Here is a 26,952-nt window from a genome sequence, read left to right as displayed (position 1 = left end):
TCAGGACTCGCTGCGGTACATCAGGTCCGTCTCGTGCGTGCGGAAGCCGAGCCTCTCGTACACCGTCATGGCCGCCTTGTTGTCGGCGTCGACATAGAGCATGGCGGTCGGCAGACCCTGCCGGGCGAGGTGGCGGAGCCCGATCGTGGTGAGGGCCTTGCCGAGGCCGCCGCCCTGGGCGCCCGGGCGGACTCCGAGGACGTACACCTCACCGAGGCCCTCCTCGGCGTGGACCTTCGTCCAGTGGAAGCCGACGAGTTCGTCGCCGCGGAAGGCGAGGAAGAACCCGGACGGGTCGAACCACACCTCCGCCTTGCGGTCGTCCAGGTCGCGCTGGGTGAGGGAGCCCTGCTCGGGGTGGTGGGCGAAGGCCTCGGCGTTCAGGGCGAGCCAGGCCGCGTCGTCCTGGCCGGGCACGAAGGTGCGGACGTTCACGCCGTCCGCGAGCTTCGGCTCGGGCAGGTCGAGGTCGGTCAACGGCCGCCGCAGCTGGCGCAGTTCGCGGAAGAGGGTGAGACCGAGGACCTGGGCGAGATGCCGGGCGGCGGAGTGACCGCCGTGCGCCCACACGCGCAGCCGCTTGCCGGACTCGGCGAGCAGGGCCGAGCCCAGGGCCCGACCGTGGCCGTGGCCGCGGTGCGCCGGGTGCACGACCAGTTCGGCGGCCGGGGCCTCCACCGGGTCGGTGTCCTCCAACTGCGCGTACCCGATCAGCTCGTCGCCGAGGTTCAGCAGCAGATGGCGCACACCCTCGCGGGCGCCGCCCTTCAGCTGGAGCCGGCCCTGCTCGGAGACCGCCTGCTGCCCGTCGGCCCGGGCGGCCTCCGCGAGCAGCCGGAGCACGTCCTCGGCCTGGGCCGGGGAGAGCGCGGTGTGGGTCTCGATGGAGCGGGTGAGGGCGTGGGGCGCGGTGTCGTCGCTGGTCATGGTTACGAGGGTACGGCGCGGTGTTTTGCGGACAAGGAGTTGCGCGGCGTCGATGTGGCTCGTGGCGGGGTGAGGAGGGGCTTCCGTCAGGTGGTGGTGAGGCGATGGCAACCAGTCTGTAACCCCGAACCCCCTGTTGCGCTACGCGCGTTGATTCTAAAGTGCGCGTAAAACCACAGCCGTCCCACTGGGGGGAACCCATGCTGCCGACGCCCCGGCACAGACGTACCCATCGCATCCTCGCCGCCGCCGCTGGGCTGGCCACCGTCGGCGCCCTGGCCGCCGCGATGCCCGCGAGCGCAGGGCAGGACAGGTCGACCCCGCACCACCACCCCGGCAGCGGCCGCTACCAGGACGTACAGCTGCTGTCCTTCAACGACCTGCACGGCAACCTGGAGCCGCCGGCCGGGTCGTCCGGCCGGGTCACGGAGCTCCAGGCGGACGGCACGACGAAGTCGATCGACGCGGGCGGTGTCGAGTACCTCGCCACGCATCTGCGCGAGGCCCGCAAGGGCAACAAGTACTCCATCACGGCCGCCGCCGGAGACATGGTCGGCGCCTCCCCGCTGATCTCCGGGCTCTTCCACGACGAGCCGACGATCGACGCGCTGAACAAGCTCGACCTGGATGTGACGAGCGTCGGCAACCACGAGTTCGACGAGGGCGCCAAGGAGCTGGGCCGCCTGCAGAACGGCGGCTGCCACCCCACGGACGGCTGCTACGACAAGAAGGCGAAGTTCCGGGGCGCCGACTTCCCGTACCTCGCGGCGAACGTCACCGACGAGAAGACCGGCAAGCCGATTCTCAAGCCCTACTGGGTGTGGAAGAAGAACGGCGTCAAGGTCGGCTTCATCGGCGTGACGCTGGAAGGCACCCCGAACATCGTGTCGGCCGACGGCGTCAAGGGACTGAAGTTCGGCGACGAGGTCGAGACGATCAACAAGTACGCCAAGGTGCTCCAGCGCCAGGGCGTGAAGTCGATCGTCGCGCTGATCCACGAGGGCGGCGCGCCCGCGTCGACGGCGTACAACTACGACTGCGACAGCCCCGGCGCCGGTGACGGCATCTCCGGGCCGATCGTCGACATCGCCAAGAACGTCACGCCGGCCGTGGACGCCCTGGTCACCGGCCACACCCACCAGGCGTACGCGTGCACCATCCCGGACCCGTCGGGCAAGCCCCGCATGGTGACGTCGGCCTCGTCGTTCGGCCGCCTCTACACGGACACGACGCTGACGTACGACCGCTGGACCGGCGACATCGCGCGTACGGCGGTGAAGTCGGCGAACCACGTGGTCACCCGTGACGTGGCGAAGGCCGCCGACATGACGTCCCTGATCAGCAAGTGGAAGACGCTCTCCGCCCCGATCGCCTCGCGTCCCATCGGTTACATCGCGGGCGAGATCGGCAACGCCGGCAACGAGTCCCCGCTCGGCGACATGATCGCCGACGCGCAGCTCGCGTACGCCAAGTCCGTCGACCCCGAGGCCGACCTCGCGGTGATGAACCCGGGCGGCATCCGCGCCGGGCTCACCTACGCGGCGAGCGGCAGTGAGGGCGACGGGGTGGTGACGTACGGGGAGGCGTACACGGTCCAGCCGTTCGCCAACACCGTCAACCTGGTGAACCTCACCGGCGCTCAGGTGATCACGGCTCTCCAGCAGCAGGTCAGCGGGGCCAACGAGGCCGCGCCGAAGATCCTGCAGATCTCCAAGGGCCTGACCTACACGCTGGACCTGACGAAGACGGGCGCGGCACGGGTGGTCGCCGACTCGATCAAGCTCAACGGCGCGGCGATCGACCCCGCCGCCACCTACCGCGTCGCGATGAACTCCTTCCTCGCGGGCGGCGGCGACGGCTTCGCCGAGCTCGGCAAGGGCGCAGACGTCCTGGTCGGCGGCGACGACCTGGCGGCCTTCGAGTCCTACCTGACGGCCAACTCCTCGGCCACGGCGCCGTACCCGGTGCCGACGGCGGACCGGATCACGGTCGTGCGGTAGTCCCTTACGGAACTTACGGACCTTACGGAACAGGCGGGGCCGGTACGCGGATGCGTACCGGCCCCGCTTTTTTCGACCTAAATTCTGTGTGAGTAGTGGATTGGTTCCACGGTCCATCTGAAAATTTGTTTCAGCCGTAATTCATTGAGGTCTCAGTCGAATTGGCGATTTCAGGGTCCGGGGTCCCGTAGTGTTTTCCATGTCGAAAGCGAACAGCGCAAACGACAAAGGGAATTCACCCGCAGGGAACAAGGAGATACCCATGAGCTTCCACAAGATCGCCCCGGTCAAGAAGCACCACAAGCCGGCCCCGGCCCCGAAGAAGCCCGCGCAGCGTCGGCCCGCCAAGCCTGCCCCGGTGGCGCAGAAGCCCGGGCGCCGCCCTGTCGGCAACAAGTAAGCAAGATCCACCCCCGATCAACAGATCCACCCGTACTCAGCGTTTCAACACCCGCGACCAGCGGAGCAGTCAAAGCTACGAGAGGGAAACCCATGAGCTTCCACAAGATCGCCCCCGTCAAGAAGCACCACAAGGCCGCCCCGGTCGCGAAGCGCCGGCCCGCCACGCCGGCCCCGGTGGCGAAGAAGGCCGTCGCTCCGAAGAAGCGCCCGGTCAGCCGTCGGGGCCAGTAGCAGCCCGCGCGAGGCGGGGTCCCCGGGAATTAGTGGTTTCCGGTGGCCCCGCCTCGGCCATGTTCCGGACCGGAAAGGGAAGTTGATTTGATATGCGGGAAGTACGGGAGGCATTCGCGCGCTTCTGGCCCCTGACGCGCGGCGACCGCAAATGGCTGTTGCTGATCATCGGCTGCGTGGTCGTGGCCGCGCTCGCCGAGACGGCCTCGATCCTGCTCTTCGCCCAGCTCACGGACCACGCCCTGAAGGCCGGTTCGCTCTCCGCGTTCTGGGAGCCGGCCGGAGCCTGGCTGGGCGTCGCCGTGATCGGCGCGATCGTCGGCTACCTCGGCAACTCGCTCGCCGTGTGGACCGCGGAGAGATTCGTCCTGCGCCTGCGCGCGAGTGTCTTCCGGCACGTCCAGGGCCTGCCGCCCGACTTCTTCCAGAAGCACCGCCAGGGCGACCTGGTCGAACGGCTCACCGGTGACGTCGAGGCCATCGAACAGATGGTCGTGTCGGGCGTCGTCGGGACGGTCTCCGCCGCCTTCTCCGCCGTCTTCTACGCCACCGCCGCGCTCTGGCTGCGCTGGGACCTCGCCCTCGTCACCTTCCTCCTCGTCCCCCTCTTCCTCGTCACCGCCCGCCGGTTCGCCGGCCGCATCAAGACCGCCTCCCAGGAGGGGCGGGCCGCCGACGGCGCGATCACCTCGGTCGTCGAGGAGTCCCTCGGCAACGTGGTCCTCACCCAGGCCTACAACCGCCGCCGCGCCGAGGAGAAGCGGCTCGACCGCGAGGCGCGGGCCTGGATGCGGGCGTCGGTGCGCGGGGCGCGGGCGAGCGAGATGTACGAGCAGTTCGTCGAGGTCGTCGAGACGCTGTGCGTGCTCGCGGTGATCGGCCTCGGCGCCTGGGAGATCTCCAAGGGGCGCATGTCGCTGGGCCAGTTGCTCGCCTTCGCCGCGTTCCTCGGCTACCTGTACCCGCCGATCCGCAATCTGGGGCAGCTCGGTCTCACCCTCACCGCCGCCACCGCCGGCGCGGAACGCATCCAGGAGATCCTGGACACCGAACCCGCCGTCACCGAACCCGCCGAGCCCGTCCGGGACTGGCCCGTGCACGGCTGGGTCAGCTTCCACGGCACGTCGTTCCGCTACCCCGGCGCCGACCGCGAGTCCCTGCACGACGTGACCTTCACCGCGGGACCCGGCGAACTCGTCATCGTCACCGGCCCGAGCGGCGCCGGAAAGTCGACGCTCTCCAAACTCCTCACCCGCTTCTACGACCCCACGGCCGGCGTGGTCTGCCTGGACGGCGTCCCGCTGCCCGACATGTCCCTGGAGTTCCTGCGCGAGAACGTGGCGCTGCTGCCCCAGGAGACGCTGATCCTGCACGGCACGATCCGCGAGAACATCGAGTGCGGCAGGCCGGGCGCGTCCCAGGCGGACATCGAGCGGGCGGCGACGGACGCGGTCGCGCACGACTTCATCAGCACGCTGCCCGACGGATACGACACCGAGATCGCGCCCGGCACGGCCACCCTGTCCGGCGGCCAGCTCCAGCGGATCGCGATCGCCCGCGCGATGCTGCGTGCCGCGCCCGTCCTGGTCCTCGACGAGCCGACCGCAGGGCTCGACTCGATCGCCGCACGCCGGGTGGTGCAGCCGCTGCGGCGCCTGATGGCGGGCCGTACGACCATCATGATCACGCACGATCTGAGCCTCGCCCCGGACGCCGACCGGATCCTGGTGGTGGACGGCGGCCGGCTGGTGGAGGCGGGCACGCACGACGAGCTGATGGCGTGGGGCGGGGCGTACGCCCGGCTCGCGACGCCGGAAATCGACTACTTGGCGGCGCGGAGCGTGTAGCCGAGCCCCCGCACGGTCTGGATGAGCCGCGGTTCGCCGCGGCTCTCCAGTTTCCGGCGCAGGTACATCACGTACACGTCCAGCGTGTTCGACGTCGGCTCGAAGTCGAAGCCCCAGACCTCCTTGAGGATCTGGGCGCGGCTGAGGATCTTGGCGGGATGCCGGAGCAGATACTCCAGCAGGGCGTACTCGGTCCTGGTCAGGTCGAGGGCGCGGTCGGAGCGGGTGACGGTGCGGGTGGGCCGGTCCATGGCGAGGTCCGCGAAGGCGAGCCGGTCGTCGAGACGGGGGGCGCACTGTTTCGGCTGCGGGCTGCGGCGCAGCAGGGCCCTGACCCGGGCGAGGAGTTCCTCGGCGGCGAAGGGCTTCATGAGGTAGTCGTCGGCGCCGTTGTCGAGGGCGACGATACGGTCGCCGACCGCGTCCCGGCCGGTGATCATGAGGATGGGGACGGTGGACCCGGAGGCTCTGATCCGGCGCGTCGCGGCCAGCCCGTCGAGGCCGGGCATGGTGACGTCCATCAGCACCAGGTCGGGCCGCTCGTCCACCCCGGCCACCAGTTCGAGGGCCTCGCGGCCGTCCCCGGTGAGGACGGTCTCGTAGCCCTCGAACCTGAGCAGCCGGTCGAGCCCCTCACGTACGGCCTCGTCGTCATCGGCCAGCAGAATCTTCCGCGCCATCCCCCCAACGTGTAACGGGGCGCTGTGGGAGGGCTTGGAGAGGGGTGTGGGGAGGCTGGGCGGTGTCCGCGCCCAGCCTCCCCGGCCGGGAAGACGCGGCCTTCCCCCGGAGGCCCCCCGGCCTCCCGGGGAGTCATGAAGCAGCGCGGACGTCAGGAGGCGGTGGGTGTCCAGTCGCCGAGCCAGCCGGCGATCGACTGGCCCGCGGCCTGCGCGTCCGTCAGCTGCGGTCGCTCGCCGCTCGCGGCGCCCGCGCCGGCGCCGGTGTTCCTGTACTCGGCGAAGCGGTCGTTCTTCCAGGAGAAGCCGCCCATGTCGGACCACGGGTTCGACCGGATCGCGGCGCTGAGCGAGGAGTCGCGGACGGTCGTCTGCGGCCTGAGGGCGGCGTCGCCACCCGCGTGCCAGTTGCGGCCGAGGGAGAAGGAGCCCGCGGCGACATCGCCGGTCACCGTGGAGTGGGTGATCAGGAAGCCCTTGCGGTTCGCCTGCGTGCTGGGCGCGGTGACGAAACCGGCGGACGAGCCGTCCCAGCGCTTCTTCAGGTTGATGACCGACTTGTTGATCACGGCGGTGGCGCGGCCGAAGACGAAGTCGACGTTGCCGGTGATGTAGGAGTTGGTGATGTAGACCCGGCCGAGCTTGTCCGAGCCGGGGGTCTCCATCTCCAGGGTGTCCTGGTCGCCGCTGACGATGACACCGTCGAGCACGACCTTGTCGGCGCCGGTGCGCAGGGCCACGGCCTGGTGCCCGAGCACGCTCTGATTCTTCGCCTCGTCGAAGTCGTTGGCGATGGTGAGGTTGCGGGCCTGGAAGTCGTCGCCCTCGACGGCGACGGTGGCGCTGCCGGTGGTCCCGTACGTGGAGCCGTCGGCCTTCTTCGTACCGGCCGCGTTGCCGAAGGTGATCACCGTGTCCTTGCGGCTGCCGCCCGAGCCCTGGAGGGTGATGTGCGGCTTGTTCGAGGGGACCTTCACCGTCTCGCGGTACGTGCCCGACTTGACGGAGATCGTGACGCGCGCGGTGTTGTTCACGGGTACGGCGTCGACGGCGGCCTGCACGGTCCTGTACTGCCCTGAGCCGTCCTGTGCGACGGTGAGGGTCTTGCCGGTGGCGGCGACCGTGGTGGTGGTACCGAGCGAACTCCGCGGCCCGGCCCCGGACTTGAGCAGCGCGGGCACGTCGGCCGCCTTGTCGAGCGTGTAGCTGTAGTACGTCTTCGGGTCGAACGGCGTACCGCTGCCGCCGCTCTCGTTGCGGCCGGTGGTGCCGGAGAAGACGTTGCCGCGCTGCACGAGGGTCGCGGTGCTGTCCCGGACGACCGGGTTGTTCATGCCCTGGAAGTAGCTGTTCTCCAGGACCATGGTGGTCTTGCCGCGCGCGTAGTTCCCGTACGAGGACGTGATGGCGGTGCCCGCGTCGTCCTCCAGGTAGTTGTTGTAGAGGTGCGCGTGGGCGACGTTGTCCGTGGACGGGTTGCGCTGCTCGGTCTCGCGGATCCAGTTGTGGTGGATCGTGATGTCCGCGGTGGTGTTGGCGGTCCAGCCGATGCCGAAGGCCTTGTTCTCGTTGCTCAGCCTGTTGTACGAGACCGTCAGGTACGTGGTGTCCTTGCGGCTGTCGATGAGCCCGTCGGCCATGTGCCGGATGTCGTTGTGGTCGATCCACACATGGTGGGCGCCGTCCATCTGGACGCCGTCGAAGTCGTGCTCCTTGTCGTTCCAGATGCCCTGGTACGCGTCGCGGATGGTCAGGTTCCGGATGATGACGTTGTGCACGCCCTGGCCGAGGAAGAAGCCGCCGCCGACGATCTGTCCGGCGCTACCGGAGCCGATGATCGTCTTGTCGCTGGCGACCTTGATCTCCTTGCCGACCGGGTCCATCGTGATGGCCGAGGCGACGACGATCACATACGGGTCGGCCGCGGTCGCGTACTTCTCCAGGTCGGCGAGGTTTCTCACGGTGACGGTCTTGCCGTCGCGCCCGCCGTAGGTCCCGTTCTGCCCCATGGCGTGGACGGAGGCGAAACCGTCGGCGGCCTCGGTGGCCCAGGCCGGGGTGTTCGTCGCGGCCGACGCCTTCGGCTGGGCGTCGTCGCCGAAGAGTCCGAACACCGTGCCGTACGCCATCGCTCCGGCGGCGGTCAGGGCCAGCGGCACACCGACGACGAGGGCGGTTCTGCGTCTGCGGTGGCGCGCCTTGCGGATCTCAGTCACGTGGTGGTCCCGTTCGAGTGCTGTGGAGGGGGTCCGTCACGAGGCAGTCGCCGCCCGGGAAGAAAAGGTTGCCGCGCTGAAGCAACACGAACGCGCCCCCGTCCGGTGAGGGACGGGGGCGCGCGGTGCCCGGTACTGTCGGCGGGCCTACGGAGCCTGTGGAGGCGGTGGTCCTACGGAGCTTCGGGGGGCGGTGTGGGCGCGCCCGGCAGGCGTAGCGTCGCCACCGTTCCGCCGCCCTGTGCCGGTTGCAGGGACACCTCGCCGCCGGACTGCTGCACCGTCCTGGCCACGATCGACAGGCCCAGGCCCGAGCCCGGCAGTGCGCGGGCGGACGGGGAGCGCCAGAAGCGGTCGAAGACGTGCGGGAGTTCCTCGGAGGGGATGCCGGGGCCGTGGTCGCGGACGGTCAGTTCGCCGGCCTTGAGGATGACGTCGATGGCCTCGCCCTCGGGGCTGAACTTCACCGCGTTGTCGAGGATGTTCACGATCGCCCGCTCCAGCGCGGACGGCTCCGCCCGTACGAACCAGGGCTGGAGGTCCGCAGTGATCGTCAGCTCGGGGCCGCGCAGGCGGGCGCGGTGGAGGGCCGCCTCGACCGTTTCCTGGAGGTCGACCACCTGGATGCGGTCGCCCGACTGGCCCGCGTCCGAACGCGACAGCGTCTGCAGGTCGCCGATCAGCGCCGCCAGCTCCGTCATCTGCGCCTTCACCGACGACAGCAGCGCCTTGCGGTCCGCCGGGGGGATCGGGCGGCCCGTCTCCTCGCTGCGGGTGAGGAGTTCTATGTTCGTACGCAGCGACGTGAGCGGCGTACGGAGCTCGTGGCCCGCGTCGGCGATCAGCTGCTGTTGCAGCTCGCGGGAGTTGGCGAGGGCGGACGTCATCGAGTTGAAGGAGCGGGAGAGACGGGCGACCTCGTCCTCGCTGTCGTCCTCGACGGGGATACGGATGGAGAGGTCCTCCGTGCGCGCCACGTGCTCCACGGCCTCGGTGAGCTTGTCGACCGGGCGCAGGCCCGCGCGGGCGACCGCCAGGCCGGCGGCTCCGGCGCCGACGACTCCGATGCCCGAGACGAGGAGGAGGACGAGGGCGAGGTCGTTGAGGGTGGCCTGGGTGCTCTTCAGGGGGATGGCCACGAGGAAGGACGCGTCCTGGACCAGGACCGGGCCGCTGCCCGGAACCTCGCCGGCGACGACGAGTGGCATGGTGATCACCTGTACGTCGTTGCCCTCGCTGTCGGTTCCGGTGCGGATTCTGGTGACGTCCCAGCTCGGGTTCTTGGCCTCGTCCTTGTCGCTCTCGGTGACCTTCACCGTGCCTGCGGAACCGTCGAACGTACAGGCGGTTCCGTTTGACTGGACCACCTGGGAGTAGTACTCGGACCGCCCGCGGGGGCCGTCGCTGCCGCTCTTCGGGTCCTTGCCGCAGTTCTTTATGGCGCGCTGGAACGACCCGTAGGCAATGGGTCCCTTCTGTGCTTTGAGGGTGTTGTCGATCTCGTCGTACAACTTCCCCCGCACTATGAACCAGCAGGTCACCGAAACCGCCGCCACCCCGAACGCCACCGCCGCCGCGACCAGCATGGCCAGCCGGGAGCGGATCGGCAGGGATTTGAACCGGCGCAGGATCCTCATCACTCGGCGCCGCCCGACCGCAGGACGTACCCCACGCCCCGCACCGTGTGCACGAGGCGCGGCTCGCCGCCCGCCTCGGTCTTGCGGCGCAGGTACATGACGTAGACGTCGAGGGAGTTGGAGGAGGGCTCGAAGTCGAAGCCCCAGACCGCCTTGAGGATCTGCTCGCGGGTGAGGACCTGGCGCGGGTGGGCCAGGAACATCTCCAGCAAGGTGAACTCGGTGCGGGTCAGTTCGACCGCTCGGCCCGCGCGCGTGACCTCGCGCGTCGCGAGGTCCATCCGCAGGTCGCCGAAGGTCAGCGCGTCGTCGTCCGGGCTGCCGACCGTCGCGGCCGCGTAGGAACTGCGTCGCAGCAGTGCCCGGACCCGGGCGAACAGCTCGTCCAGCTCGAACGGCTTGACCAGGTAGTCGTCCGCGCCCGCGTCGAGGCCGGTCACGCGGTCGCCCACGGTGTCGCGGGCCGTCAGCATGAGGATGGGGGTCGTCGTGCCCGCCCCGCGCATCCGGCGGGCGGCCGTCAGGCCGTCCATCCGGGGCATCTGGATGTCCAGGACGACCAGGTCGGGCTGGTACGCGGTCGCCTTCTCCAGCGCGTCCGCTCCGTCGACCGCGACCTGGGTGTCGTATCCCTCGAAGGCCAGGCTGCGCTGAAGTGCTTCGCGCACGGCCGGCTCGTCGTCGACGATCAGGATGCGCTGGGTTTCACGGTCGCCTTCGGCGGGGCTCATGGGCGTGGGTTCCTAGGGGTGCGGTGGGCGGGGCCGGACGCTTTCAGCCTCGCACGTTCCGGCCGGGGCAGAAAGGATCAGCGGAGATCGGCGGGTATCGGTCGGGGTCAGCGGAGATCGGAGGGGATCGGAGGGGATCAGCCGAGATCGGTCGGGATCTGCTGGGATTGGCGGGGATCAGCCGAGATCGGTCGGGATCTGCTGGGATTGGCGGGGATCGGTCAGGGTCGGTTCGTCGGGTCAGGCTTGCAGCCTGCTTGGCCTGCTCGCCGCCCCTCGGCCCGCTCAGCCGCCTCGGCCTGCTCGCAGCCCCTCGGCCCGCTCGGCCTCCTGGACCCGCTCAGCCGACGCAGCGCACTCGTCGTCTCAGACCCCCAGCGTGCTCAGCTGGCTCAGGCGGCTCAGGCGGCTCAGCGGGACCTTGCGGCGGTGCGGGTGATCGGCGGAGAGGTGCAGGCCCATCATCTGCGGCTGCGGGACCGTCTTCTGCGACTGCGGGACCGTCACCTCCGGAGCCCGGGGCACCGGCCGGTGCAGTTCACGGGCGACGGAGAGGGCCAGGTCGAGACCGGCGGGGTCGGTGCCTTCGATGCTGTGGGAGACGCGAGTGATCATTTCAACCTCCGGGAAGGACTTGGCCGAGAAGGACTCAGCTGTCGGAACCGCCGGCCCGCAGGCCGGCGAGGTCCGACTTGACGGTGTTGATCGGGATGGCGAAGCCGAGGCCGACGCTGCCCGCGCTCGACGAGCTGGACGAGGAGTCGGCGGCCGAGTACATCGCGGAGTTGATGCCGACGATGTTGCCGTTCATGTCGATGAGGGCGCCGCCGGAGTTGCCGGGGTTCAAGGACGCGTCGGTCTGGATGGCCTTGTACGTGGTCGTCGAGGAACCGGTGTCGCCGTTGAACTGCCGGCCGCCGAAGGAGAACGGCCACTGGCCGCTGCCGCCGCCCTGCTGCTGTTGCTGGCCCTGGCTCTCGTCCGTGGAGACGGTGACATCACGGTTGAGCGCCGAGACGATGCCGCTGGTGACGGTGCCGGTCAGCCCTTCGGGGGAGCCGATCGCGACGACGTCGTCGCCGACCTGGACGCCGTCGGAGTTGCCGAGCGTGGCGACCTTCAGGCCGGAGGGCGCGTCCTCGAACTTGATGAGCGCGAGGTCCTTCTTGCTGTCGGTGCCGACCACCTTCGCGGTGTACGACTTGCCGCTGCTCAGCTGCACCTTGATCTCGGAGGCGCCCGAGATGACGTGGTTGTTGGTGACGATCTCGCCGCTGGACGAGATGATCACACCCGAGCCGGTGGACGAACCCGCGTTCGAGGTCGCGCTGACCTCGACGATACTCGGGCTGACCGCCTGGGCGACACCGGCGACGGTGCCCTTCTTGGCGGCGGGCACCACGGTGGTGCTGGTGCTGCTCGAGGCGGTGTCCTTGCCGGTCAGCTCCTGTATGCCGTACGCGGTGCCGCCTCCGATGGCGGCCGCGACTATCGCCACGGCGGCGAGCAGGCCGATCGTGCCCTTCGCGCGCTTCCTCGGCGCGGGGGCCGGGGCGGCCGGGACCGGCTGCGCCTGGAGTACCGCGGTGGAGGAGACGGCGTCCGGCTCGGGGTAACCGGCGTAGGCGCCGCCTGTGCCGTAACCGCCCGCACCGCCGTCGCCACCCTGACCGGAGCCCGGCCACACGGTGGTACCCGGGTCGACGGCGACCGGAGCGACCGGCCCGTACGCCGGCGGCGGAGGCCACTCGGGGTTCACGGGAGAGGAAGAGACGGGCTGCTGCTGGGGGTACGCCGCCCGCATGGGGTCGGTCGCCTGGTGGTCGTCGCCCTGGGGGTACTCGCCGCTGCGGCGGAAGCTCTCGGTCATGGAAAAAGCTTGTCCCCCGATCATGAGAGCTCCCTGAGTGGCCGCTGAGAAGCCCGACAGAACCTCGTATGCCCGATATAAAGGCGCCCGGGCCCGCTGAAATCCGGGAAACGGCGGGTTGCGTGGGGGTGATGTCACGGAAGGCGACGGACGAATACTTGTCTGCCTGCTGTGTAGTACATGTGTTCTGGGGCGGATGAGGCCTACGATCTCCGCGCCGGAGGGGGGCTCCGCGGTGTGCCTGCGTCGATGCAGGCGGTTGCCGGCCATGGCCAGTGACCGCTGCTGTCGATCGGGCCGGTGCGTCGTACGCCCTTCTCGGGCCTCCTACGTCATGGAATCCACACGCACCCACACCAGGAGCCCTGAGTGATACGTGCCCTGCGCGACCGCTGGAGACGCCCTGCCACGGCGTTGCCCACGGCCGCTCTCGCGCTGGCGCTGACCTGCGCCGGCGCCTTCGCGGCGCAGCCCGCCACCGCGGCGGACGGACCCTCGCTGCCGAAGGCGAACCAGTCCCAGCCCGCGAAGCCGACCGTCTCCGACAAGGAGCTGCGCGGCCGGGTCGCCGCCGCCGTCAAGGACCTGGCGACCCCGGACGCGACCCCCAAGAAGACACCCTTCATCATCGGCGGCACCGAGACGACGATCTCCTCCGCGCCGTGGATGGTCCAGCTCTCCTACTACGACAGCACGGCCGGCGTCGGCTACTTCTGCGGCGGCACCCTCGTCGCCCCGAACAAGGTCCTGACGGCGGCCCACTGCGTCGCGGGCCTGGACTGGGTGAAGAACGGCGCGGTGGTGGCCGGTGCCACCGGACTGCTGGACGACACCAGCGGCACGGTCGCGGGCGTCTACCGCCAGTGGAACCACCCGCGCTACAACTCCACGACCGTCCAGAACGACATCGCGGTCCTCACGCTCGACCGCCCGCTGGACCAGCAGTGGCAGCGGCTGGTGGCCGCCGGCGACAGCGCCTCCTACAAGGCCAGCAACTCCGCCACCGTCTACGGCTGGGGCCTGACCTCCGGCGCCGACGACGCCGACCTGTCGGCGAACCTGCGCAAGGTGACCCTGCCGCTGGTCGCCGACTCCACCTGCAACTCCGCGATGCAGTCGGTCCTCGGCGAGGACGACTTCGTCGAGGGCGCGATGTTCTGCGCGGGCACCCCCGCGACCGGCACCGACGAGGGCACCAAGAGCCCCTGCAACGGCGACTCCGGCGGTCCCGTCATCGTCGGCGGCAAGGTCGTCGGCATCGTCTCGTGGGGCGTCGCGGGCTGCACCGCGAAGGGCGCCTACCCGGTGTTCACCAAGGTGTCCTCGTACACCTGGGCCGCCCAGCCGCGCATCGACGACGCGGACCTGACCTTCGACGGCAAGGCCGACCTGCTGGAGCGCACGCCGTCCGGCGGCCTCTTCCAGCAGGACAGCAAGGGCACCTCGCTCGCCACCCGCGCCTACCAGGGCAGCGGCTGGCAGAACGCCAGCTGGGGCCTCCAGGCCGACCTGGACCGGGACTTCTACCAGGACCTGATCATCCGCGACAAGGGCGACGGCAAGCTGTACCGCAGCTACCTGAACCACACCTCCGGTGAGTACGACTGGATGCAGATCAGCACGGTGTGGGGCGGCTACAAGTCGTACGCCATCCCCGGCGACATGACGGGCGACGCCCGCCCCGACCTGGTCGCGGTGGATGCCGACGGCTCGGTCTACCTCTACCCGGGCAAGGGCAACGGCCAGTTCTACGGCAAGGTCAAGGTCGTCGACAAGGCCTGGAAGAACGTGAAGATCTTCGGCCACGGCGACCTGTCCGGCGACGGCAGGGCCGACCTGCTGGTCCGCAACAGCTCCGGTGTCCTGTACCTCTACCGGGGCACGCAGGTCGAGAAGACCCCGTTCGCGGCGCGGATCCAGGCGCGTACGGGCTTCACCTTCACCTCGTACGTCGCCAACGGCGACGTCACGGGCGACGGCATCGCGGACCTCATCACCCGCGACTCCGCCGGCAAGCTCTGGCTCTACCCCGGCACCAACAAGGCCTCCAGCAGCCTCTTCGGCTCACGGATCGGCCTGGGCAGCGGCTTCAACCAGTACAACCTGCTGTTCTGAGCGACCACAAAAACGCGCGCCGGCCCCGCACAGCGGGGCCGGCGCGCCCTTGTTCTAGGGGCGCGGGGAACTGCGCGCCCAGCCACATCCGGCCCGCAGCTACTCGCATCCGCAAGATCGCCGGACGACCAACCGCGACGGAAACACCTTCAACCGCTCGCGCCGCGACCCCGCGACCCGCAGTCCGTCATCCAGTACGAGATCCACCGCGGCCCGCGCCATCGCCGACCGGTCGGAGGCGATCGTCGTCATCGGCGGATCCGTCAGCGCGGCTTCCTTGACGTCGTCGAAACCGGCCACGGCCAGCTGCCCCGGAACGTCGATGCGCAGTTCACGCGCCGCGCGCAGCACGCCGATCGCCTGGTCGTCGGTGGAGCAGAAGATGGCGGGCGGGCGGTCGGGACCGCCGAGCAGCTGGAGGCCGACCTGATAGGCGTCGTAGCGGTTGTACGGCGCTTCGAAGAGGCGCCCCTCGGTGGGGATCCCGGCCTCCTGCATCGCGCGCCGCCAGCCCTCGACGTGGTCGGAGACCGGGTCGCCGACGGTCGGGGTCTCCGCGAGGCCGCCGAGACAGGCCACGTATTCGTAGCCGTGTTCGAGGAGGTGGCGGGTGGCGAGCTGGGCGCCGCCGACGTCGTCCGTGACGACGGCGACGTCGTCGATGGCCTCGGGGCGCTCGTGCAGCAGCACCACGCGGGCGTCCCACGCGTCGATCTCCGCGGCAGCGTTGTCATTGAGCGCGTGGCTGACGAGGATCAGCCCGGAGACCCGCATGCCGAGGAAGGCGCGCAGGTAGTGGACCTCGCGCTCGGCGATGTAGTCGGAGTTGCCGACGAGCACCATCTTCCCGCGCTCGGCGGCGGCCTGCTCGACCGCGTGCGCCATCTCCCCGAAGAAGGGCTGGCGCGCGTCCGGCACGATCAGGCCTATGAGCTCGGTCCGCCGCGACGCCATGGCCTGGGCGACCCGGTCGGGCCGGTACCCCAGTTCCTTGATCGCGGCGAGAACGCGCTCGCGCGTGGCCGGGGCAACCGGCCTCGGTCCGTTGTTGATGACATAGCTGACAACAGCGGTGGACGTACCCGCCAGTCGCGCTACATCGTCCCTCGTCACCTTGGCCACGCGCGGAGTCTACGCGGATGGACCCGCCGCTGGGCAGGGCGTACGGAGGCTTGCTGCGCCTCCGTTACCGCCTACTGCGCCTCCGCCGCCGCCTCGACCGTCTCGACGGCGTCCAGGTGCGCCGTCTCGTCCGCATCCTCCGGCTTTGGCTGGGCCGCCCTGGCCCTCGCCTCCTCCGCGGCGCGGTCCACCTTCTCAGGTGTAACGAATCGATAACCGACGTTCCGGACGGTACCGATCAGCGACTCGTGCTCGGGTCCGAGCTTCGCGCGCAGCCGTCGTACGTGGACGTCGACCGTCCGCGTACCGCCGAAGTAGTCGTAGCCCCAGACCTCCTGCAGCAGCTGCGCGCGCGTGAAGACACGGCCAGGGTGCTGCGCGAGGTACTTGAGGAGCTCGAACTCCTTGAAGGTCAGGTCGAGGACCCGGCCCTTGAGCTTGGCGCTGTACGTCGCCTCGTCGACCGAGAGGTCGCCGTTGCGGATCTCCATCGGGGAGTCGTCGTTGACGATCTGCTGGCGGCCCATGGCCAGCCGCAGCCGCGCCTCGACCTCCGCCGGTCCCGCGGTGTCCAGGAGTACGTCGTCGATGCCCCAGTCGGCGGTGACGGCCGCGAGGCCGCCCTCCGTCACGACGAGGATCAGCGGACAGCCGGGCCCGGTCGAGCGCAGCAGCTGGCACAGGCTGCGCACCTGCGGGAGGTCGCGCCGGCCGTCGATCAGGATGACGTCCGCACCGGGGGTGTCGACGAGAGCGGGGCCTTCCGCCGGAGCCACTCGCACGTTGTGCAGGAGCAGGCCGAGAGCGGGAAGCACCTCCGTCGACGGCTGAAGAGCATTGGTCAGGAGCAGCAGAGAACTCATCGCGCCCCACCTGCCTGGGTCGTCCTACGGTCATGCAAGGTTCGCTCGCCCATAACGTCTGGTTCCTCCTCGGTCCCTGCGAGGACGTTTGCGGCACTGCTTCCTACGGTGCGGCTCCCGCGCCCCTGGGAGTCGCCGGACGGCCCACGGGGGGTCGCCGCACGTTCTATGCGTTCGCCGGCTTCGTACACCTGCGGTTTCCCGCTTCGTATACAACGCTTCAGAAAGCACAAAAGGACCCGGGGGCTACGCTGCCCGAGTCCTCTGCCCAGCAGAATAGCCCACATGAGCTCAGGTCCGGCAGGTCAAGCGACGGGATCTTACGATCGTCCACCCCTTGAGACGCCCCCGCTCACCCCTTTGCGGAGGTTTCTGCACACGGTCGACGGGGTGACGATCGATGCGGCGTACGACCCTGGAACGCGGCCTTCTGGTGACTCGTCCACCGGCTTGAACGATGTGGTCATTGTCGTCGCGCACGGCTTCACGGGCGACCTGGACCGTCCGCACGTGCGCCACGCTGCGGCCGTTCTCGCCCGGCACGCGGCGGTGGTCACCTTCTCCTTCCGTGGTCACGGCGCCTCCGGCGGCAGCTCCACGGTCGGTGACCGCGAGGTCCACGATCTGGCCGCCGCGGTGGCCTGGGCCCGCGAACTCGGGCACACGCGTGTGGCCACCGTCGGCTTCTCGATGGGCGGTTCGGTGGTGCTGCGGCACGCGGCGCTGCACCGTGGCCCGGAGGGTGGCTCGGACCGGGGCGCGGAGATGGAGCACGGGGGGCGCACCGAGGCGCGTACGGACGCCGTGGTTTCGGTGAGCGCACCCGCCCGTTGGTACTACCGGGGCACGGCCCCTATGCGGCGCCTGCACTGGCTGGTAACCCGGCCGGTGGGCCGCGCGGTCGGCCGATACGGCCTGCGTACCCGGATCCACCACCGTGACTGGGACCCGGTACCGACCTCCCCGGTCGAGTCGGTCCCGCTCATCGCGCCCACTCCGCTGCTGATCGTCCACGGCGACCAGGACGGCTACTTCCCGGTGGACCACCCGCAGATGCTCGCCGCCGCCTCCGGCGGCCACGCCGAACTGTGGATCGAGCACGGTATGGGCCATGCCGAGCACGCGGCGGACGACGAGCTGCTGGGCCGTATCGGGGCATGGGCCGTCGCGGCGGCGGGCTAGCCTGACCGTGTTCACAGAAACCATTGATGACCAACCATTGATGGCCAACCACTGATGACTGATCCGTGTTCACGGAAAACACCGATTGAGGAACGAGATGGCAAAGGGCACGGTGCGTTACTGGGCCGCCGCCAAGGCCGCGGCGGGCGTCGCGGAGGAGCCGTACGACGCGGGCACGCTCGCCGAGGCGCTCGACGCGGCCCGCGTGCGACACCCCGGCGAACTCGTCCGCGTGCTGCGGCGATGCTCCTTCCTCATCGACGGTGACCCCGTGGGCACTCGCGAACATGAGACGGTACGGCTGGCCGAGGGCGGCACGGTCGAGGTGCTCCCACCGTTCGCAGGAGGGTGAGCGAGACGATGAGCGACCAGCCGTACGAGGGCCGGTACGAGGGTCAGTACGAGGGGTACGACCCGTATCCACAGCCTCAGCAGCAACAGCGGCAGGGGCAGCCTCAGCAGCAACAGCCGCCGCAGCAGCCCGAGTGGCAGCAGCACACGCAGCAGTGGGAGGGGCAGACCTGGGAGACCCAGGTGCAGCCCTCGATGCCGGCGGCGGACACGACGTATCTGCCGCCGCAGGGCTACCAGGCGTACCCCGAGCCGCAGACGTACGGCACGGTCGGGCAGCCGCAGCCGCTGCCGCAGGAGGCACCGGCGCCGACACGGGCACCGGAGTGGACGCCCGCGTACCAGCCCCCCGTCCAGCAGGCGCCCGGCACCGGCACCGGCAGCGCGGCCACCCCTGACACCGACTCCGGCTACGGCCCTCCGACCGTCACCGGCAACGCCCGCGTCACCGACGCCCAGCGCGCCCGCGCCGAGGGCCGCTCCCCGATCATCGAACCCGGCATCCAGCCCGCCGCGCTCACCGCGGTGCTCGGGCTGCTGCTCTCCGGGACGGCGGCGATCGGGCAGTACGCCCTCGTCGTCCCCCTCGTCCTCCTCCAGGCCGTCACCGCGGCGGGCTGGTTCCGGCTGAACGGGATGTGGCCGGCCCGTCAGGGCATCGCGCTGGCGTTCCTCGGCGCGGTCACCGCGGACGTCGCGCTCCTCGCGGCGGGCCGGGAGAACGCGCCCGCCGCGATCCTCGGCACCCTCGGCGTGTGGGTCCTGCTCACCCTCGTCCTGCAACTGCGCAGCCACGCCGACCCGGACACCCGGATGTACGGCCTGATGGCGACCGTCACCTCGGCGGCGCTCGCGATCATCGCGACGGGGCACCTCGCGGCCGAGCCGGACGCCGTCACGGTGGGCGCCGCCGCGGTCGCCGTCGCGATCCTCGCGCGCGCCCTGCCGCTGCCCACCGCGGCCTCCGTGGTCGTGGCGCTGCTGGCCGCCGCGGGCGCCGGTATCGCGGTCGGCGGGATGACGGACCTGGGCAGCAAGGGGGCCTTCCTCGGCCTCGGCGCCGGGGTCTGCGCGCTGATCGGCCACCGGGTCGCCAGTTACGACTACCCGTCCCGCTTCGTCCACTTCACCGCGGGCGTGGCCCTCCCGCTGGCCGCCGCGGCCCCGGCGGTGTACCTGCTGGGCCGCGCGCTCGGCTAGGAACCGGGCGGTGGCTGTTCGTCACAGGTGATCTACAACCACTTCGGAGGGCCCCCGTCGCGGGGCCCTTCGGGGTTAGGTTCGCGAGGGAGGGCCACTCGGTCGTCCGGATCCGTTCGAGGTGGGGGAACACCGCGCATGCGTGCACTGCGAATAATCCTGATCGTCACCGTCATTCTGGGCGGCCTGTTCGTGATCGCGGACCGGGTGGCGGTCGGTTTCGCGGAGAACAAGGCTGCGGACCGGATCAAGAGCACCGAGGGCCTGGCGAGTACGCCGGACGTGTCCATCGAGGGCTTCCCCTTCCTCACCCAGGTCGTCGGTGGCGAACTCGACGACGTGAAGATCGGCATCAAGGACTACGAGGCGTCGACGAGCGGCGCGGGCAGTGCCGGCGGCACCGGCACCATCCGTATCGACGACCTGAACGCCGAGATGCACGGCGTCAGCTTCAACGGCGACTACAGCTCGGCCACCGCCACCAGCGCCACCGGCTCCGCGTCCATCGGGTACGCCGAGCTGCTCAAGACCGCCAAGTCCCAGCCCACGCAGGTCGGTCTCGGGGTCACCGCCCAGGTCGTCGGCCTCTCCGACGGCGGCAACGGCAAGATCAAGGTGGCGGTCGAGGTCAGCATCGGCGGCACCAAGGTGCCCCAGCCGGTCTCCGTGCTCAGCTCGGTCACGGTCGTCGGCGGCAACACGGTCAAGGTGCACGCGGACTCCCTTCCCAAGCTGGGCGTCGACCTCGCCGAGAACCGGGTGCGCGCGATCACCGACTTCGAGCAGAAGATCGGCGAGCTGCCGGGCGGAGTCCAGCTCGACACGGTCCAGGCCGCCGCGAACGGCGTGGACGTCTCCGTGAAGGGTTCGAACGTCAAGCTGGTCGGGTAGAAGGGTCAGCGGCCGAAGGTCCGAGTACGGAGGCCGGAAGCCAGAGGACAGAGGACAGAGGACAGAGGACAGAGGCCGGGGAGACTGCGGCCGGAGAGCTGTCCGAGGGGCGAGATGGGCCCGTCCGTACCGCAGATGTGCGGTCGGTGTGATGACGGATACGGCCGCCAGGAATCCCTGCGGGGGCCGCCCGGCGGTGAACGTGTCCCACATCCCGGACGATCGCATCTCAGCATCCGACACACCGGTGACATGCCCGCCTGTCCGTCCCTACGATCGGACCCATGAAGCGACAGGCGGATCTCACGAAGCGGCGGGCAGTAGACCTGTGCCGCGTCGCCGCCATGCTCTGTCGCACCTTCTGAGCGGGACATTCGTCCGTCCGCCCTCCCCTGGCCCGTCTTCGCCAGGGTCCCCGTGCGCGCCGCGCAGCCTCGACAGGCATGACCGCGCACCCTCTGTCTAACGCACCGCCCCGCCGCAACTGCCCCGGAGGAGAAACAGCATGAGCCGCAGCGACGTCCTGGTCGACGCCGACTGGGTCCAGGACCACCTGGACGACCCGAGCGTGGCCATCGTCGAGGTCGACGAGGACACGTCCGCGTACGAGAAGAACCACATCAAGAACGCGATCCGGATCGACTGGACCAAGGACCTCCAGGACCCGGTCCGCCGTGACTTCATCGACCAGGAGGGCTTCGAGAAGCTCCTGTCGGGGAAGGGCATCGCCAACGACACGCTGGTGGTCCTCTACGGCGGCAACAACAACTGGTTCGCGTCCTACGCCTACTGGTACTTCAAGCTGTACGGCCACGAGAACGTCAAGCTCCTCGACGGTGGCCGCAAGAAGTGGGAGCTCGACTCCCGCGACCTGGTCGTCGAGGTCCCCAACCGTGCCGCGACCGACTACAAGGCCAAGGCCCAGAACACCGCGATCCGCGCCTTCCGCGACGACGTCGTGGCGGCCATCGGTTCGCAGAACCTGGTCGACGTCCGCTCGCCCGACGAGTTCAGCGGCAAGCTGCTCGCCCCGGCGCACCTTCCGCAGGAGCAGTCGCAGCGTCCGGGCCACGTCCCGAGCGCCCGCAACATCCCGTGGTCGAAGAACGCCAACGACGACGGCACCTTCAAGTCGGACGACGAGCTCAAGGAGCTCTACGCCGAGGAGCAGGTCGACCTCGCCAAGGACACCATCGCGTACTGCCGTATCGGTGAGCGTTCCGCGCTCACCTGGTTCGTGCTGCACGAGCTGCTCGGCGTGGAGAACGTCAAGAACTACGACGGTTCCTGGACCGAGTACGGCTCCCTGGTCGGCGTCCCGATCGAGCTCGGCGCCAACAAGTAACCCTCAAGGCCTGAAGGACGGAATCGAAATATGTGTGGAGCGAAGGCCGGCGGCCCCGACGCCTCGACGATCAAGCCCGGTGAGACCACCATCCAGGGCCAGGTGACCCGCGACGGCGAGCCCGTCACCGGTTACGTGCGCCTGCTGGACTCGACCGGCGAGTTCACGGCGGAGGTCCCCACCTCCGCGACGGGCCAGTTCCGCTTCTACGCGGCCGAGGGCACCTGGACCGTACGGGCCCTGGTCCCCGGCGGCACCGCGGACCGCACGGTCGTCGCCCAGACGGGCGGCCTCGCCGAGGTCGCGATCGCCGTCTGACGGCACCTCTGAGTGGCCGAAGGGCCCGCACCCCAGGGTTGGACGCTCGGGGTGCGGCCCTTCGGCATGTACGGGCCTACGCTTGAGGTATGTACGCACGACGGCGACACGTCTACTTCGCCATGATGGGGACGTGCATCGGTCTTTTCGTCCTGGCCTGGGGAGTCGTAAGGATCTGGTCGATTCCCGTGGCCGTGGGGATGTGTGTGGTGGCGATGGTGATTCCGCCGTTCGCCGCGATGGTCGCCAACCGGCGGGGGCCCGAGGACCGCTGGTGGGACGACCCGTCCGGGGATCAGAAGTCCGACGAGTGGTGGGACGAGCTCGACGGCAAGAAGCGCCGCCCGTAGCCAGGCGGCAAGAAGCGCCGCCCGTAGGAGGGCGCGCGCAACACCTTCAGTAGACGAGCGCCTGGGTCTCGTCCGCCATCGCCTCCTGGACGAACACCTGGGCGCCCGCGATGCGTACGCCGTCGATGACGTCCTTCTCCGTGATGTCCCGGCGCGCCGCGCACTGGGTGCACAGGGTGAGCCGGCCCGCGGCCAGGACCGAGTCGATCAGATCGGGCAGCGGCGCCGCGTGCGGCAGTTCGAACTCGGCGGCCCGGCCCGGCAACGCGAACCACGCGGACTCGCCGGTCAGCCACAGGGAGACCTCGACCCCGCTGGCCACGGCCACCGCCGCGACCGTGAACGCCTGCGAGCAGCGCTCGGGGGCATCGGCCCCCGCCGTCACCTTGATCACGAGCTTCTTCGCCATGGCCGCATGGTAGTCCGGGGGCGTTCGGGGAGAGTCCGAATCGTGATCATGCCCCTTACAACCCCGTGAGATTCCCATGGGTCTCCTGTGCGCGCGGGTACGGAATCCGTGCGTCGCGTTCCGTGGGGGGATGTCGTGGAAGTCGAAGAGATGGGTGAGGAGATCCGCGAGGAGATCCCTGAGGGAATCCGTGAGGAGATCCCTGAGGGAATCCGTGAGGAGAGCCCTGAGGAGAGCCCTGAGGAGAGCACTGAGGAGAGCACTGAGGAGATCCAGGAGGAAACGCCTCGCGTACGTCGGCGGGGGCGTACGGCCGTGTTGATCGCCACGGCCGCCGTGCTGGGGCTGGTCGGGGGCACCTGCGCCGGTTTTCTGATCCAGGCCGACCGGGAGCCGACCAAGCTGCCGTCGCTCTCGCAGCCCGTGGTCGCCCAGGCCGAGGGCACCGGTCCCGAGCCCCTGTCCGCCGCGCAGGACCGCCGGGTGAAGACCGACGACGACCTGCGCAAGCTGCTGGTCAAGCGGCCGAAGGGGACGCGGGACGCCGCGTACGTGCCGGGCGCCAAGGGCTGGATGGGCATCGCCGACTACGCGGAGCAGTACACCAGGCCGGCTAACGCCTTCGGCGACCTGATCGGCGCCGAGTTCCGGCGTGCGGCTGCCACCGGCTGGACGGTGGGCAGCACGTACAGCGTCGAGGTCCGCCTCATCCAGTACCGGCAGGAGGAGAAGCTCGGCGCCTCCGACGCGGCCGCCGAGGGCCGCTACTGGGCGAACACGAAGAGCGGCACCCAAGTCTGGGCCGTCCCGGGGACGGGCGACGGCATGGCCTACGTCCACACCAAGCCGGACACGAAGCCCGGTTACCTCCCGATGTACGAGGCCGAGGCGCACGCCTGGCGCGGTGACATCGCCATGGAGATCTGGATCTACGACACCAAGCCGATTCCCAAGGCCAAGATCATGGACCTGGCCGAGCGGCAGATGGAGCGGCTGTGACCGACGAGCAACCGATGAGCGAGCAGCCTGTTCAGGAACGCGTCGAGGAGCTTGTTCAGGAGCGCGAGGAGCCTGTTCAGGAGCCCGCGCCCGAACCCGTCGCGCCCGAATCCATCGCCCCCGTCAAGAAGCCCAAGAAATCCCGGAAACCCCTCGGCCGGGGGCGCATCGCCGCCGTCGCCGGTTCCGTGCTCCTCGTCGCGGCCGTCCTCGGCGGCGCCGGCTACGCCGTCGTGACCGTCCAGGACGCCGACCGGGACCCCGGCGCGCCCTCCTGGACCTTCCCGGTTCCCGCCCCCAACGACGCCAAGACGGCGAAGACCGCCTCGGGACTCGCCGGGATGCTCGTGCCGTACGGCACCGAGGGCTGGAGCCGGGGCCCGGACATCGGCGAGTTCGGCTCCGACGTCTCGCTCAGCGGGCCCGAGGCCACCGCTCTGCGCAAGGAGGCGCTGCGCGACCTGCCGCGTTCCCAGCGGCGGGAGTTGGAGAAGCGGATCGACAAGCAGCGCACCAAGGGCATCGCGATGCGCAGCTACCTCAGCACCTCCAGTGGGCTCAGCTCCACGCTGTATGCCGACAGCGCCTTCACCATGAGCGTCGAGCTGGCCCAGATCGAGGACAAGGCGGCGGTGAAGGGCATGTCGACGTTCCAGAGCGAGTTCTTCGACGCCCTCAAGATCTTCCGCAAGGGGCCCGAGATCAAGGGCCACAAGAACGCCAAGTGCTTCCTGCCGACCAAGGACAAGGACGAGAAACTCGACGTGATGGTCTGCTCCGCCTACCAGGGCGACGTGCTGGTCAGCGCGACCGCCTACGGGGCCAAGCCGTTGAACACCAAGGGTGTCGCGATGCTGCTGCGCGAGCAGCTCGACCGCATCGCCGAGCCGGGGGAGGCGGTATGACCGAGCAGACGAGCCCCGTCGAGGACGCGACGCCGACGCCGGTCGAGGACGGGACCAAGACTCCGGTCGAGGACGGGACCAAGACTCCGGTCGAGGCGCCGGTCGCGCTGCCGGCCGCACCCGAGGAGGCGTCGGCGGCCGCCGTCCCCGAGGCCGTGCCCGCGGTTGTCGACCCGGAGGTGCCGTCCACGGCCGTCGCACCCGAGGTGCCCCCGGCCCCGGTGCGCAAGGACCGTCGGGTGCTGCGGGCCCTGCTGCGCTGGACCGCCGCCACCGTGGTCTTCGCGGCGGTCGGCACGTCGGTCGCGTACGGCATCACCCGCATGGACCGCACCGACGTACCCGGTCTGGCGACGGAGTCGGACGGGCGCTGGGACTACCCGACGATCACCCGGCCGCCGCTGCCCTCCGGCAGCCCGCGCCCGCTCGCCGAGTCGAACAGGACCGGTACCCACTACGCCGACCTGCGGCGGCTCGTGCTGCCCGCCCCGAAGGGCGCACACGTCGACACGGCGCTGCGCGGGACGGACGGCTGGCTGGCGACGAAGACGTTCCTGGCGGAGTACGCCACGCGGGACGACCGGGAGACGGTCGGGCAGCAGCTGACCGACCACGGTCTGCGGCACATCGCGGCGCGCGGCTGGACGACGCCGGACGGTACGCACACATGGATCTACCTGTTGCAGTTCGACTCGGTCGTCGTCGCGGACGAGGTGAACTCGCCCGGGCTGACCAGCTACAGCGCGCCGCTCTACGCGCTGCGCGGCGCCGAGCGGACGATGGCCGACGACCGGTTCCCGGACCGCGCCGCGGTCGACGACGTGATCCGTCACGCGTACGACGAGGTCAAGCCGTACGGCGCCGAGCAGGTCCGCCAGGCGTACCTCTCGGCCGGGGACACCCTCGCCCTGATCGTGCAGTCCCGCAAGGGCGCCGCGAAGGCGGTGCCGTTCCAGCAGACGGTGGTCCTCCAGAGCCAGTTGCTCGGCTGAACACGCCCGGGCGTACCTAGCGGAGAAGCGCCCAGGAGTACCTCGCAGAGAGCCCCGAGCCCCGGCCCACTAAGCTGGGGCTCGGCTCTTGTACCGCCCACCCCGCTCATCCGAGGAGCACCCCGTGGAGATCTTCTTCGAAACCCTGCTGGTCCTGGTCTGCGTCGGCGTGCTCGCCTTCGCCGGGCTGACCGTGAAGAAGCTGTACCAGGGCCAGCGCTGACCCCCATCGAGGAACTGCCGAGCTCATGATCGAGATCCCGTCCGACCTGCACAAGGACCTGCTTCCCCTTGCCTTCCTGCTCGGCAGCTGGGCCGGTGCGGGCGTTCACGACTTCCCCGGCTCCGAGAAGTGCAACTTCGGGCAGGAGGTCACCTTCACCCACGACGGGCGCGACTTCCTGGAGTACCACTCGCACACCTGGGTGCTCGATGCCGACGGGAACAAGGTCCGGCCGCTGGAGAGCGAGTCCGGCTTCTGGCGCATCGACTCCGACCGCAAGGTCGAGGTCGTCATGACCCGCGACGACGGTGTCGTCGAGATCTGGTACGGCGACCTGGCCGCCAAGACGCCGCAGATCGACCTGGTCACCGACGCCGTGGCACGGACGGCGGCCGCGGGTCCCTACACCGGCGGCAAGCGCCTCTACGGCTATGTGAAGAGCGACCTCATGTGGGTCGGTGAGAAGCAGACCCCCGAGGTCGAGCTGCGCCCCTACATGTCCGCGCACCTGAAGAAGGTCGTCACTCCGGAGGACGTCGAGCGCTGGGCCAAGGCCCTCCCGGACGACATGCCGGACGACGGAATCGCGTTCTTCAAGTAATCGGGCAGCAGTTCGGAAGCTGGTCAGGAAGCAGTTCGGGAGTGGTCCGGCCGGTTCGGCGGCTTTCCTCAGGTCGTCACCTCCCGGAATGGTCCTAGACTTCCTGTGTGGTGAGCACCGACTGGAAGAGCGACCTGAGGCAGCGCGGCTACCGGCTGACGCCGCAGCGCCAGCTTGTCCTCGAAGCTGTGGACACCCTGGAGCACGCGACCCCCGACGACATCCTCATCGAGGTGAGGAAGACGGCGTCGGGGGTCAACATTTCCACCGTCTACCGGACCCTGGAGCTCCTGGAGGAGCTCGGTCTGGTCAGTCACGCCCACCTCGGGCACGGCGCGCCGACCTACCATCTCGCCGACCGGCATCACCACATCCACCTGGTCTGCCGGGACTGCACGAACGTCATCGAGGCCGACATCTCGGTCGCCGCGGAGTTCACCGCGAAGCTCCGGGACACGTTCGGCTTCGAGACGGACATGAAGCACTTCGCGATCTTCGGCCGGTGCAAGGACTGTTCTCTCAAGAGTTCAACTACCAAGTCGTAG

The 26,952-nt window shown here is 69.7% G+C and carries 28 protein-coding genes; 18 read left to right on the top strand and 10 right to left on the bottom strand.

The window, feature by feature from the left end; all coding sequences use genetic code 11:
- Positions 1-927, bottom strand: a complete 927-nt coding sequence (gene mshD, locus ACZ7M3_RS29045; protein ID WP_355308675.1) for a mycothiol synthase — start codon at positions 925-927, stop codon at positions 1-3.
- Between the two features lie 200 nt (positions 928-1,127).
- Between mshD and ACZ7M3_RS29040 the strand changes: the two genes are divergently transcribed.
- The 4 genes from ACZ7M3_RS29040 to ACZ7M3_RS29025 all read left to right on the top strand — a co-directional run bounded on the left by ACZ7M3_RS29040 (position 1,128) and on the right by ACZ7M3_RS29025 (position 5,407).
- Positions 1,128-2,927 carry a bifunctional metallophosphatase/5'-nucleotidase gene (locus tag ACZ7M3_RS29040; protein ID WP_472066853.1) on the top strand — a complete coding sequence of 600 codons (1,800 nt, stop codon included), beginning with the start codon at positions 1,128-1,130 and terminating at the stop codon, positions 2,925-2,927.
- Between the two features lie 262 nt (positions 2,928-3,189).
- The gene (locus ACZ7M3_RS29035) at positions 3,190-3,327 is read left to right on the top strand and encodes a hypothetical protein (protein ID WP_351313204.1); all 138 of its coding nucleotides are present in this window, start codon (positions 3,190-3,192) and stop codon (positions 3,325-3,327) included.
- 92 nt (positions 3,328-3,419) lie between these two features.
- Positions 3,420-3,560 carry a hypothetical protein gene (locus tag ACZ7M3_RS29030; protein ID WP_472066851.1) on the top strand — a complete coding sequence of 47 codons (141 nt, stop codon included), beginning with the start codon at positions 3,420-3,422 and terminating at the stop codon, positions 3,558-3,560.
- 92 nt (positions 3,561-3,652) lie between these two features.
- A complete protein-coding gene (locus ACZ7M3_RS29025) occupies positions 3,653-5,407 on the top strand; it encodes an ABC transporter ATP-binding protein (RefSeq protein ID WP_472066849.1) in 1,755 nt (584 codons plus the stop codon).
- Here ACZ7M3_RS29025 and ACZ7M3_RS29020 read toward each other — a convergent pair.
- From ACZ7M3_RS29020 to ACZ7M3_RS28995, 6 genes are all read right to left on the bottom strand, one after another.
- Positions 5,383-6,087: a response regulator transcription factor gene (locus ACZ7M3_RS29020; RefSeq protein WP_472066847.1), complete on the bottom strand. Its 705-nt coding sequence runs from the start codon at positions 6,085-6,087 to the stop codon at positions 5,383-5,385. The genes ACZ7M3_RS29025 and ACZ7M3_RS29020 overlap by 25 nt on opposite strands.
- A gap of 152 nt (positions 6,088-6,239) precedes the next feature.
- A complete protein-coding gene (locus tag ACZ7M3_RS29015) occupies positions 6,240-8,303 on the bottom strand; it encodes a pectinesterase family protein (protein ID WP_472066845.1) in 2,064 nt (687 codons plus the stop codon).
- Between the two features lie 173 nt (positions 8,304-8,476).
- Positions 8,477-9,943, bottom strand: a complete 1,467-nt coding sequence (locus tag ACZ7M3_RS29010) for a sensor histidine kinase (RefSeq protein WP_472066843.1) — start codon at positions 9,941-9,943, stop codon at positions 8,477-8,479.
- Entirely contained in the window at positions 9,940-10,671 is a 732-nt protein-coding gene (locus ACZ7M3_RS29005) for a response regulator transcription factor (protein ID WP_351313192.1), read from the bottom strand. Before ACZ7M3_RS29005 ends, ACZ7M3_RS29010 begins: the two co-directional genes overlap by 4 nt.
- Positions 10,672-11,037: 366 nt before the next feature.
- Positions 11,038-11,286 carry a hypothetical protein gene (locus ACZ7M3_RS29000; protein WP_452964158.1) on the bottom strand — a complete coding sequence of 83 codons (249 nt, stop codon included), beginning with the start codon at positions 11,284-11,286 and terminating at the stop codon, positions 11,038-11,040.
- 34 nt (positions 11,287-11,320) lie between these two features.
- On the bottom strand, positions 11,321-12,541 hold the full coding sequence (locus ACZ7M3_RS28995; protein WP_472066841.1) for a S1C family serine protease: 1,221 nt from the start codon (positions 12,539-12,541) through the stop codon (positions 11,321-11,323).
- A 369-nt stretch (positions 12,542-12,910) separates the two neighbouring features.
- Here ACZ7M3_RS28995 and ACZ7M3_RS28990 point away from each other — a divergent pair, with 369 nt between their 5' ends.
- A complete protein-coding gene (locus ACZ7M3_RS28990; RefSeq protein WP_472066839.1) occupies positions 12,911-14,656 on the top strand; it encodes a trypsin-like serine protease in 1,746 nt (581 codons plus the stop codon).
- A 99-nt stretch (positions 14,657-14,755) separates the two neighbouring features.
- On the opposite strand, the gene ACZ7M3_RS28985 is transcribed toward ACZ7M3_RS28990, so the two are convergent.
- Entirely contained in the window at positions 14,756-15,778 is a 1,023-nt protein-coding gene (locus ACZ7M3_RS28985; protein WP_095853899.1) for a LacI family DNA-binding transcriptional regulator, read from the bottom strand.
- 71 nt (positions 15,779-15,849) lie between these two features.
- Positions 15,850-16,641, bottom strand: coding sequence for a response regulator transcription factor (locus tag ACZ7M3_RS28980; RefSeq protein WP_095853900.1), 792 nt, complete (start codon positions 16,639-16,641; stop codon positions 15,850-15,852).
- A gap of 285 nt (positions 16,642-16,926) precedes the next feature.
- Between ACZ7M3_RS28980 and ACZ7M3_RS28975 the strand changes: the two genes are divergently transcribed.
- The 8 genes from ACZ7M3_RS28975 (at position 16,927) to ACZ7M3_RS28940 (ending at position 22,278) form a co-directional block, all read left to right on the top strand.
- Positions 16,927-17,823 (top strand): alpha/beta hydrolase, encoded by an 897-nt coding sequence (locus ACZ7M3_RS28975; RefSeq protein WP_472066837.1) that lies wholly within the window; start codon positions 16,927-16,929, stop codon positions 17,821-17,823.
- Positions 17,824-17,920: 97 nt separating this feature from the next.
- Positions 17,921-18,175: a MoaD/ThiS family protein gene (locus ACZ7M3_RS28970; RefSeq protein ID WP_054232388.1), complete on the top strand. Its 255-nt coding sequence runs from the start codon at positions 17,921-17,923 to the stop codon at positions 18,173-18,175.
- An 8-nt stretch (positions 18,176-18,183) separates the two neighbouring features.
- The gene (locus tag ACZ7M3_RS28965) at positions 18,184-19,374 is read left to right on the top strand and encodes a hypothetical protein (protein ID WP_472066835.1); all 1,191 of its coding nucleotides are present in this window, start codon (positions 18,184-18,186) and stop codon (positions 19,372-19,374) included.
- A 138-nt stretch (positions 19,375-19,512) separates the two neighbouring features.
- Positions 19,513-20,265 carry an LmeA family phospholipid-binding protein gene (locus tag ACZ7M3_RS28960; protein ID WP_472066833.1) on the top strand — a complete coding sequence of 251 codons (753 nt, stop codon included), beginning with the start codon at positions 19,513-19,515 and terminating at the stop codon, positions 20,263-20,265.
- Between the two features lie 284 nt (positions 20,266-20,549).
- Positions 20,550-20,630, top strand: coding sequence for a putative leader peptide (locus tag ACZ7M3_RS28955; RefSeq protein ID WP_350310325.1), 81 nt, complete (start codon positions 20,550-20,552; stop codon positions 20,628-20,630).
- 140 nt (positions 20,631-20,770) lie between these two features.
- On the top strand, positions 20,771-21,610 hold the full coding sequence (locus ACZ7M3_RS28950; protein WP_472066831.1) for a sulfurtransferase: 840 nt from the start codon (positions 20,771-20,773) through the stop codon (positions 21,608-21,610).
- A gap of 30 nt (positions 21,611-21,640) precedes the next feature.
- The gene (locus ACZ7M3_RS28945) at positions 21,641-21,928 is read left to right on the top strand and encodes a DUF1416 domain-containing protein (RefSeq protein WP_054232391.1); all 288 of its coding nucleotides are present in this window, start codon (positions 21,641-21,643) and stop codon (positions 21,926-21,928) included.
- An 89-nt stretch (positions 21,929-22,017) separates the two neighbouring features.
- Positions 22,018-22,278 carry a DUF3099 domain-containing protein gene (locus ACZ7M3_RS28940; RefSeq protein WP_067371511.1) on the top strand — a complete coding sequence of 87 codons (261 nt, stop codon included), beginning with the start codon at positions 22,018-22,020 and terminating at the stop codon, positions 22,276-22,278.
- Between the two features lie 46 nt (positions 22,279-22,324).
- On the opposite strand, the gene ACZ7M3_RS28935 is transcribed toward ACZ7M3_RS28940, so the two are convergent.
- Positions 22,325-22,687, bottom strand: coding sequence for a DsrE family protein (locus ACZ7M3_RS28935; protein ID WP_054232393.1), 363 nt, complete (start codon positions 22,685-22,687; stop codon positions 22,325-22,327).
- A 135-nt stretch (positions 22,688-22,822) separates the two neighbouring features.
- On the opposite strand from ACZ7M3_RS28935, the gene ACZ7M3_RS28930 reads away from it, so the two are divergent.
- The 5 genes from ACZ7M3_RS28930 (at position 22,823) to ACZ7M3_RS28910 (ending at position 26,952) form a co-directional block, all read left to right on the top strand.
- Positions 22,823-23,686 carry a hypothetical protein gene (locus ACZ7M3_RS28930; RefSeq protein WP_472066829.1) on the top strand — a complete coding sequence of 288 codons (864 nt, stop codon included), beginning with the start codon at positions 22,823-22,825 and terminating at the stop codon, positions 23,684-23,686.
- Positions 23,683-24,591 (top strand): hypothetical protein, encoded by a 909-nt coding sequence (locus tag ACZ7M3_RS28925; RefSeq protein ID WP_472066827.1) that lies wholly within the window; start codon positions 23,683-23,685, stop codon positions 24,589-24,591. Before ACZ7M3_RS28930 ends, ACZ7M3_RS28925 begins: the two co-directional genes overlap by 4 nt.
- Entirely contained in the window at positions 24,588-25,583 is a 996-nt protein-coding gene (locus ACZ7M3_RS28920) for a hypothetical protein (RefSeq protein WP_472066825.1), read from the top strand. The genes ACZ7M3_RS28925 and ACZ7M3_RS28920 overlap by 4 nt, the downstream gene beginning before the upstream one ends.
- A 248-nt stretch (positions 25,584-25,831) precedes the next feature.
- Positions 25,832-26,407: a heme-binding beta-barrel domain-containing protein gene (locus tag ACZ7M3_RS28915; protein WP_095853904.1), complete on the top strand. Its 576-nt coding sequence runs from the start codon at positions 25,832-25,834 to the stop codon at positions 26,405-26,407.
- A gap of 107 nt (positions 26,408-26,514) precedes the next feature.
- Entirely contained in the window at positions 26,515-26,952 is a 438-nt protein-coding gene (locus tag ACZ7M3_RS28910; protein ID WP_095853905.1) for a Fur family transcriptional regulator, read from the top strand.

The sequence above is a fragment of the Streptomyces sp. NPDC111656 genome, assembly GCF_055656965.1.
The sequence above is the reverse complement of the archived record's forward strand: the minus strand, read 5'-3'. Positions and strand labels throughout refer to the sequence as shown.